Here is an 8,915-nt window from a genome sequence, read left to right as displayed (position 1 = left end):
CTCTCCATTCATCATTACTTAATTTTTTATACATACCTAACCTCCTGATAAAATGTTATTTCCTTAATTTTATCAATTGGAGATTTTAGTATCTAGGTACTTAATTTTTGACGCTTACAAAGAGATTATTTCTTTATTAGAAACAACAACTCTTGAAATGAAAAATAAATCAGATTCAATTAAAGGTTCTATAAAGATAGGTGCTAGTTTTACAATTGGAGAATATATACTTCCCAATTTTTTATCCTACTTTATTAAAAAGTATCCCGATATTGATATTGAAACTGCTATAAATAATACTAGTAGTATTTGTAAGGAATTAAAAGATATTAGGTTAGATGTTGGATTGGTAGAAGGTACTTGTTCATCAGCTAGTTTTGAACAAGAATACTTTTTTAAAGACGAAATGGTTTTAGCACTACCTTATAATAATTATATTGATACTAAAACATTTTCTTTAAATCAATTAAAAAATCGCACATGGATTGCTCGTGAAGAAGGTTCTGGAACAAGAGAATTTTTAAATATGTTTTTAGATATAAATGAATTAACTCCCCAAAATATTATTATCTTAGGTAGTAATTACGCTGTTAAAGAAGCTGTAAGAAATAACCTCGGAATAACAATCATCTCAAAACTTGTTGCAATGCCAGCTGCAAAAAATAAAGAGATTTCAATTATTGATTTAGATAGAAATTATGTAAGACATTTTTCATATTTGCTACCAAAACATATAACTACATCAAAAGCAACAAAAATATTTCTTGAAGAGTTAAAAAACTACTCTAAGATGTAGAAACTTCTTTAAGTTTTTCTTTAGCTGAATTTTTTTTATATATTACTTCGTATTTTGTCCAAGGGAAGTTACAGTTATTGATCATGATAAATCCTATAAAGGTTATAAACATTATAATAACATTAGCAGTAAAATTGTTATGGACTAATTTATTTATGTAATATTGAATATCATCGAAAAAAACAAGAATAATTGTAAAGAAAAAAACTGTTGATATTGTATTATACCTGTCAGCTAGTATAGTATGTGAAAATTCAGTATTACATTTTTCACATTTTAAGTCATATTTCCTTGATGTTACAAAAGCATCTTTGCTAAATACTTTAAGTTTATTATTACAATGAGGACAATATTTCATTTTAACTCCCCCTTTGAAGTAATTTTAAGTATATTATACACTATTCTATGAGATATTAACATGTTTGTTGTAAATATTTACATAAATATAACATTATCATCACATAGGATAACTTTAACGGTACTTACATTTTATTATGCCATTAGAAGTATTTTTTTGTCAGATTCTAAAATCACGAGAACCATTATCTATTTTTATTAGTTTCTCCTCTAACATTTTTTTTAGTTCAATATTATCTATTTTATTTAATTCTTTACCAATGAGTAACTCACCTTTTTCTTTTGTTTCCAAGCTCGCATAATCATCTAAATATTCCTTCAATGTTAAAAGAGCATTAGGTCCGCAACAATTTGCTATTTTACCTGCTTTGACAAGATGCATAAACGTATCCCCAGTTCGACCTTCTCTATAGCAAGCAGTACAAAAACTTGGTATATGATCCATATCTATTAGCCAACTTACTATTTCATCTAGAGTTCTAGTATCATTGACTTCAAATTGTGCAGAGTTCTCTTTTTCTTTTTCTACATACCCTCCTACACTTGTAGATGAAGCACCACTAATTTGAGAAATACCTAGATTAAGCAATTTTTCTCTAGTTTCTTTAGATTCCCTTGTTGAAACAATAAGCCCTGTATATGGTATAGCTATTCTTAATATAGCAACTATTTTAGTAAAGATATCATCCGAAATCGAATTATCGAAATCATCAGGATTTATGTCATCAGCCGGACGTATTCTAGGTACACTAATAGTATGTGGTCCAACTCCCATAGCTGCTTCGAGATGTTCTGCATGCATAAGTAATCCTATAAAATCATATCTATACATATTGAGTCCAAACAATACTCCAAGACCAACATCGTCTATGCCACCTTCCATAGCTCTATCCATAGCTTCTGTATGATATTCATAATTATGTTTTGGACCAGTAGGATGTAATGTTTCATACACTTCTTTATTGTAGGTTTCCTGAAATAGTATGTATGTACCTATTCCTGCTTCTTTTAGTTTTTTATAATTTTCTACACTTGTAGCAGCAATATTAACATTAACTCTTCGAATAGATCCATTTCTATGTTTAATACTGTATATAGTTCTTATACTTTCTAAGACATATTCAATTGGTGAATATATTGGATCTTCACCAGTCTCTAATGCTAATCTTTTATGTCCAAGATCTTGTAAAGCTATAACTTCTTTTTTAATCTCTTCTTGAGATAACTTCTTTCTAGCAATATGCTTATTTCCATGATGATATGGGCAATAAGTACATCCATTAATACAATAGTTTGACAAATATAATGGTGCAAACATTACTATTCTGTTACCGTAAAATTTTTCTTTTATCTCTTTAGCTAACGCAAAAATTTCTTGAGTTTTGTCTTCTAAATCACATTCTAGAAGTACAGCAGCTTCCCTATGAGATAACCCCTTATATAACTTTGCTTTACTTATAATTTCGTCAATTAATTTTCTGTTATTTCTATTTTCTTTGGCATATTCTATAGTTTCAAGTATTTCTTCATTATTAATGAATTCTGTAGCAATTTTTGACTTTACATTGTACATTTTTTTCGCTTCCTTCAATACAATATTCCCATTTCTATTTTAGATATATATTTACATTTTAACATGAATTACACATTTTATTCTACAGTAAATAGAAATTATCGAATTTCTTTACCAAATGGCATAAGTGATAGTTTTGCCATTTTAAATGATTGTATTGCAAAAGGTATACCTACAATTGTAATGCATAATAAAATTCCGCTGATTATGTTACCTATACATAGCACGAAACCACCAAAAATTAGCCATAATATATTCAAGATAAAATTTCCAATACTATCGTTAGTTGTAATTATTTCTTTACCAAATGGCGCCAATTGTAGCCTTGCCATTTTAAAACATTGAATTCCTATTGGAATTCCTATTATAGAAATACACCATAAAACACCTGTTAACAGCCAACCTATAGAATTTAAAAATCCACCAAAAATAAACCATAATACATTTCCTAAACAAGACATAATTTATTTACCTCCATTTTCATAGATACTATATTATACCATATTATGAAGCTAGCCTATATCGATAAAATCTAAGAAAGTAAGTATTCCATTTAAAATTTATATTGTATGGAAATTTCTAAATATTTATTGCATAATCAATAATTCTACAGTATTACTTAGTCATTATAAAAGAGCTGTCACATTTCTATGACAGCCTTTTTTAGATTAATTTATCTATTTTTTTTAGTTATCATCGTACCAACAGCAATTGCAATTAATGACATTATTGATAAAGAAGTTGTATTTACTGGAGAACCTGTTTGTGGTAATTTACTTGTTTTAGGTTTAGTAGTATTATTATTTTCATTTCCAGTTGGTGTAGCTTCTTTTGCTTTTTTTACAATTGTAAAACCTTCAGCTCCGGATACAATAATTCTATCTTCGTCATATACATATAGTTTTTTCATAAAGTCTGCTACTTGATATTTTAATGTCATGTTATCATTTTCTAATTTACATATATACTTCTTTCCATCAATATCTTTTAGTGCCCATATATTATCATTAGTATCTTTTGTAACATCAATTATACCTTTATCAAATTTACTATCTAAGGTAATTCCACCTTCAGTAAAGATATACTTTTTATATTGTTTAGCTGAGATATCATAGCCATATATAGAATTAGATATTATAGTAATATTAGATAATAAATCTGTTGGATAAATTTTATATCCTTCTGATGTTATAATCACAAATTCTTGTTTTAAAGCATTATATAAAGTAACCTTTGAATTTTTACCACTTAAAAGTATATTGAAATAAGTATTTTTGCAATTAAACTCTAATTTCATTTCTGGGAGTTCTTTTATATTATCATCACATAATAAATCAACAATGCTATTTAAAACTTCTGCATCATATACCTTGTCAATATTTTGTATATATTCATTTAAACTATCATTAAAATAGCTATTATTATAATTGTTAAATTCATTATTACTAATAGTTGAGCAATTGTAATTTAACTTTGATGAAATATCACTTTGCTCACTATTTTCTAATTCCTCTGCATATTTCTCTAATTTTTCGAGTTCCTCTACAAACTTTTCACTATCTTTTGAATATTCATTATAAAAGATCGATTTTATTGTAGTAGCATCAATGGTACCTTGAGCAGTTATATTATCTTGCTTAAAATAAAAATTATTGCTTTCATCGATAATACTAGTTTCTAAATCAATTGTGTCTAATAATGATAACTTATCCTCTATCACTGATGACAAAATAAGTTTTTCTTTGTCATCACCTACATAAGAAATAATTGTTCCTTCATTTGATTGTACTACTGATTTTAAGTCTCCTTTTTCATATTGAAGACATTTTGGCAAATCTTCTTCTTTAGCTAATGCTTTAATACCATCAATAGGGGCTATAGTGATCAATAACAGATACGCTAAAGCTAATGATAAAATTTGTTTGATTTTTTTCATTTTCTCACTCACTTTCTAATTTATTTAAATATTTCTATAATATTTTACCAGAGATTGTAACAGTTTACAATATGAACCTAAAATAAGCTGTTCTTTAATTTCTGAAGAACAGCTTATTTTTTAGTTATCTAATTTTTTCATTTATATAAGAATCTTTCATCATCCTTGATTGTATATAAAGTCTATATTCTGAATAATTAAAATTTATATCTTTCAAATATATAGAATTTCTCTTCTTTAAAAATTTCTTAATAAACTTATTTATCAACTTCACCATCGCCTATCCATTATATTATTTTCGTTAAATCTTCTATTTCCTATTAATGCACTGGTATTCCCCCATAATTTGTTCACTCTAATCATAATTAAAATCATCCTTTCTTATTTAAGCCATTTAGGCCCCTTCTTTAATAAAACTATATTGTGCCATGTATAGATTGTAATATATACCTTTATTATCAAGAAGTTCTTCATGAGTACCCATTTCTGCTATTTGTCCATTCTCAATTACCATAATTTTATGACAATCGCGTATTGTAGATAATCTATGAGCAATAACAAATGAAGTTCTTCCATCTAGCAATTTTTCAATTCCATCTTGAACTAATTTTTCTGTCTCAGTATCTATATTAGCAGTAGCTTCATCAAGAATTAATATTCTTGGATTAGCTAATAATGCTCTAGCAAAAGATATTAACTGTCTTTGACCTAGTGAAAGCCTAGATCCTCTTTCGTTAACTTCTGTATAATATCCATTTTCCAATTTCATTATAAATTCATCTGCATTAACACTTTTAGCTGCCGCAATAACTTCATCATCTGTCGCATCTAACCTACCATATCTTATGTTTTCCATTATGCTAGTAGAAAAAAGGAATGTATCTTGTAACATTACTCCCATTTGACTTCTGTATGATTGCAACTCTACTTCATTAATATTTATGCCATCTACAAGAATTTCCCCTTCTGTCACATCATAAAATCTACTAAGAAGTGATACAATGGTAGATTTACCGGCTCCAGTACTTCCTACTAATGCCACCTTTTCACCAGGATTAACCTTAAAGGAAATATCTTTTAAAATATTAATATTTTTTTCATATGCAAAATTTACATTTTTAAATTCAACTAACCCTTTGATTTTATCCATTTTTCTAGCATTCTCTTTGTTTTTTATTACTGGTTTTGTATCTAAAATATCAAAAATTCTTTCAGCTGCAGCAAAATTGGTAATCAAAGTATTATAAAAGTTTGATAAGTTCATTATAGGTCTCCAAAACATACCTATATACATAGAAAAAGCGATTAAAGTACCAACTTCTATTTCTCCTTTTATAAAAAGTTTATATCCTACTACAAATACAACTACAGTAGCAAATCCTGAGAAAATTTCTACTAAAGGCCAAAAAAAGTCATTCAGTTTTACAGCCTTATTAAATGATTGTTTTAATTCAAAAACTAATTTTTTAAATTTATTATTAGCATAATCTTCGTTTGCAAAGGCTTGCACTACCTTTATTCCTGAAAATTCCTCATGGGTAAATGCATTTAAATTTGATCTCTTATTTCTATATATTTCCCATCTTTTCCTTGAGTTAATTTCTATATAAAACATAGCTATAGCCAAGATAGGCAACATTAATATACATATAAGCGCTAACTTTACATTTAAAGCAATCATAGCTATTGCAACTAAAACTAAATTCAATAATTCTGGTATTAAACTTTGTATACTTTGGTTAAAAAGATTTTTTAACGCATTAACATCACCTACCACCCTAGCTAAAATTTTGCCGACAGGTCTTTTATCAAAAAAATCAAAAGATAATGTTTGTATATGCGAATACAATTGATGCCTAATATTAACTAATACATTATTAGTTATTGAGTAAATCATTGACCATCGTATTTTTGATAGTAACCAAGCCAAAGTATTTAATACTAAAAGAGTAAGTCCAATTATAAGTATTCCTTCAATATCATTTTTAGGAACTTTTTCATCCACAGCTACTTTTAAAAGATATGGATTTATTATTCCACATAGCATAACAAAAACCATAAGCAATATTACTATGATAGATTTCCACTTATAGGGATATAAATACTTTAAAAGCCTTTTTACTATATCAATTCTCTTACTTCTTATTATCTTCTCGTCTCTTTCAATAGCATTGGCCATTATACCACCTCTTTTTCTTTATCACTAAAATCTTTAAACTGCTGACAATAGATGTTGTAATATGCACCTTTTCTATCAAGTAGTTCTTTGTGTGTACCACTTTCTTTTATCTCTCCGTTTTCTAAATAAATAATTATATCAGCATCTTTTACTGCTGAAATTCTATGAGCGATAATAAAAGTGGTACTTGTTTTCGTTTTACCTTTTAAGTTTTGTAATAATCGATGCTCAGTTTCCATATCTAATGCTGAAGTAGCATCATCTAAAATCATAATTGGAGCTTGTCTAACTAAAGCTCTTGCGATAGAAATACGTTGCTTTTGTCCACCAGATAAACCGATACCCCTTTCTCCAATCTCTGTATCAAAACCTTCTGGTAAATTTTCAATGAAATTTATACAACAAGACAGTGTCGCTGCATTTTTTACTTCTTCAAATGATGCATTATTATTACTAAATGTTATATTGTTCAATATAGTATCAGAAAATAAAAATGATTCTTGTGGTACAATTGACATATTACCTCTCAAACTTTTCAAGTTATAATCTTTCAAATTAACTCCATCTATTAATATTTCACCACTACATACATCATAATGTCGTCCTATTAAATTCATTAGAGTAGATTTTCCTGAACCGGTTGTTCCCATTATAGCAACAGTACTCCCGCTAGGAATTTTTATAGATATATCTTTTAATACATTTTCATTATTGTATTTGAAATATACATTTCTAAACTCAATATCTCCTTTAATATTTTCTGGAGTAAAGCAATGAGCATCACTTTTAATCTCAGGTAGTCTATCTATGATATTAAATATTTTTTTTGCAGAGGCGCTAGTTCTAGATATCATATCTGTAAGTTCGCCAAGCATTCTCATTGGCCAAATAAGATTCCATATATAACCACTAAAGGCAACTAAAATACCTAAAGTAATTTTATCCTTCATTACTAGATAACCACCCAAAGTTATCATTATTATTAAAGATAGATTAGTTAAAAATTCAATGGGAGGAAAATACTTACCTATAGCTTTTCCTTGCTCCATATTTAAATCATAATATTCCCTATTCATTTTAAGCAACTTACTAATTTCATATTTTTCTCTTGCAAAAGCTTTTACAAGTCTTACTCCAGCTATATTTTCTTGAGCTGTTGTATTTATCTCTGCAGTTTTATCGCTTATTTTTTCATAACAACTTCCAAATATTTTTTCAAGTTTAACTTCAATAACTCCAATTGGTATCATTACTATAATACAAGCTAATGTCAGTTGCCAATTAAGACTAAAAAGTATTATTGTCGAAAATACAAAATAAATTATATTTTCAACAAATAGTCTTAATCCATAGCCTATTGTTTGCCATATATTCTCTGCATCTTCTCCTATTCTAGACATTAATTCACCTGTATTCATTCCGTCATAATATTCAAATTCTAACTTTTGAAGATGTTTAAAAAGATCATTTTTAATATCTTCATGAACATCACTACTAATAAGATCATAAAAATATTCTTTACAATAACCAAAAGTTGCTTTTATCAATGACATTAATAAAATACCTGCAATTGTATAAGTAATAACAGTATGATTTCCTTTTATAATTCCACTATCCAAAAACTCTTTTTGCATATATGGAATACAAAGATCAGCAGCAATTACTACTAACATCGATATTGTTCCTACTAACAATTTATTCTTGTGCTTTATTAAATATTTAATTATTCTATTCACATAACCCCTCCTTTTCCTTATTTAACGCAAAAAAAGGTTATGAATTTTACCATCCATAACCTAAAAAAATAAAAGGTTATGGACAATGACCATAACCTTAACGCGTAAAATCTTTATTATTAAAAATAAGCTAATTAGACCTTGAGATAGGGTTATAATCATGCACTATTAAATTTGTATTTGAAGCATTAATGCCTTTTGTAAAGTAAAACATATTCCTATCTCCTCGTATAATTAATTTTGTAGTGAATTTAATATGTATTTCCAGTAATAAAATTCACTACAATATGCTAAAGATTACTGGAAATTATATAGACTGTATAGAATTACTCCTAATT

At 27.4% G+C, this 8,915-nt stretch carries 7 protein-coding genes; 1 reads left to right on the top strand and 6 read right to left on the bottom strand.

The annotated features are described in order from the left end of the window. Positions 1–76 precede the first annotated feature (76 nt). Positions 77–796, top strand: coding sequence for a LysR substrate-binding domain-containing protein (locus KQI30_RS15880; protein ID WP_216464325.1), 720 nt, complete (start codon positions 77–79; stop codon positions 794–796). Here the strand turns inward: KQI30_RS15880 and KQI30_RS15875 are convergent. The 6 genes from KQI30_RS15875 to KQI30_RS15850 form a co-directional block, all read right to left on the bottom strand. Continuing rightward, complete coding sequence (locus KQI30_RS15875; RefSeq protein WP_216464324.1) at positions 786–1,154, bottom strand: hypothetical protein; 369 nt, start codon at positions 1,152–1,154, stop codon at positions 786–788. The two genes, KQI30_RS15880 and KQI30_RS15875, sit on opposite strands and share 11 nt — an antisense overlap. A gap of 159 nt (positions 1,155–1,313) precedes the next feature. Beyond that, the gene (gene hydG / locus KQI30_RS15870) at positions 1,314–2,726 is read right to left on the bottom strand and encodes a [FeFe] hydrogenase H-cluster radical SAM maturase HydG (RefSeq protein WP_216464323.1); all 1,413 of its coding nucleotides are present in this window, start codon (positions 2,724–2,726) and stop codon (positions 1,314–1,316) included. Positions 2,727–2,824: 98 nt separating this feature from the next. Next, positions 2,825–3,187, bottom strand: a complete 363-nt coding sequence (locus tag KQI30_RS15865; RefSeq protein WP_216464322.1) for a YccF domain-containing protein — start codon at positions 3,185–3,187, stop codon at positions 2,825–2,827. Between the two features lie 212 nt (positions 3,188–3,399). Beyond that, positions 3,400–4,662 carry a hypothetical protein gene (locus KQI30_RS15860; protein ID WP_216464321.1) on the bottom strand — a complete coding sequence of 421 codons (1,263 nt, stop codon included), beginning with the start codon at positions 4,660–4,662 and terminating at the stop codon, positions 3,400–3,402. 394 nt (positions 4,663–5,056) lie between these two features. Beyond that, on the bottom strand, positions 5,057–6,841 hold the full coding sequence (locus KQI30_RS15855; RefSeq protein ID WP_216464320.1) for an ABC transporter ATP-binding protein: 1,785 nt from the start codon (positions 6,839–6,841) through the stop codon (positions 5,057–5,059). Further along, positions 6,841–8,577, bottom strand: coding sequence for an ABC transporter ATP-binding protein (locus KQI30_RS15850; RefSeq protein WP_216464319.1), 1,737 nt, complete (start codon positions 8,575–8,577; stop codon positions 6,841–6,843). The genes KQI30_RS15855 and KQI30_RS15850 overlap by 1 nt, the downstream gene beginning before the upstream one ends. Positions 8,578–8,915: the final 338 nt, after the last annotated feature.

Source organism: Clostridium bornimense, assembly GCF_018917145.1.
Taxonomy (GTDB): domain Bacteria; phylum Bacillota; class Clostridia; order Clostridiales; family Clostridiaceae; genus Clostridium_AN; species Clostridium_AN bornimense_A.
This window is presented reverse-complemented; position numbering and strand designations above follow the sequence as displayed.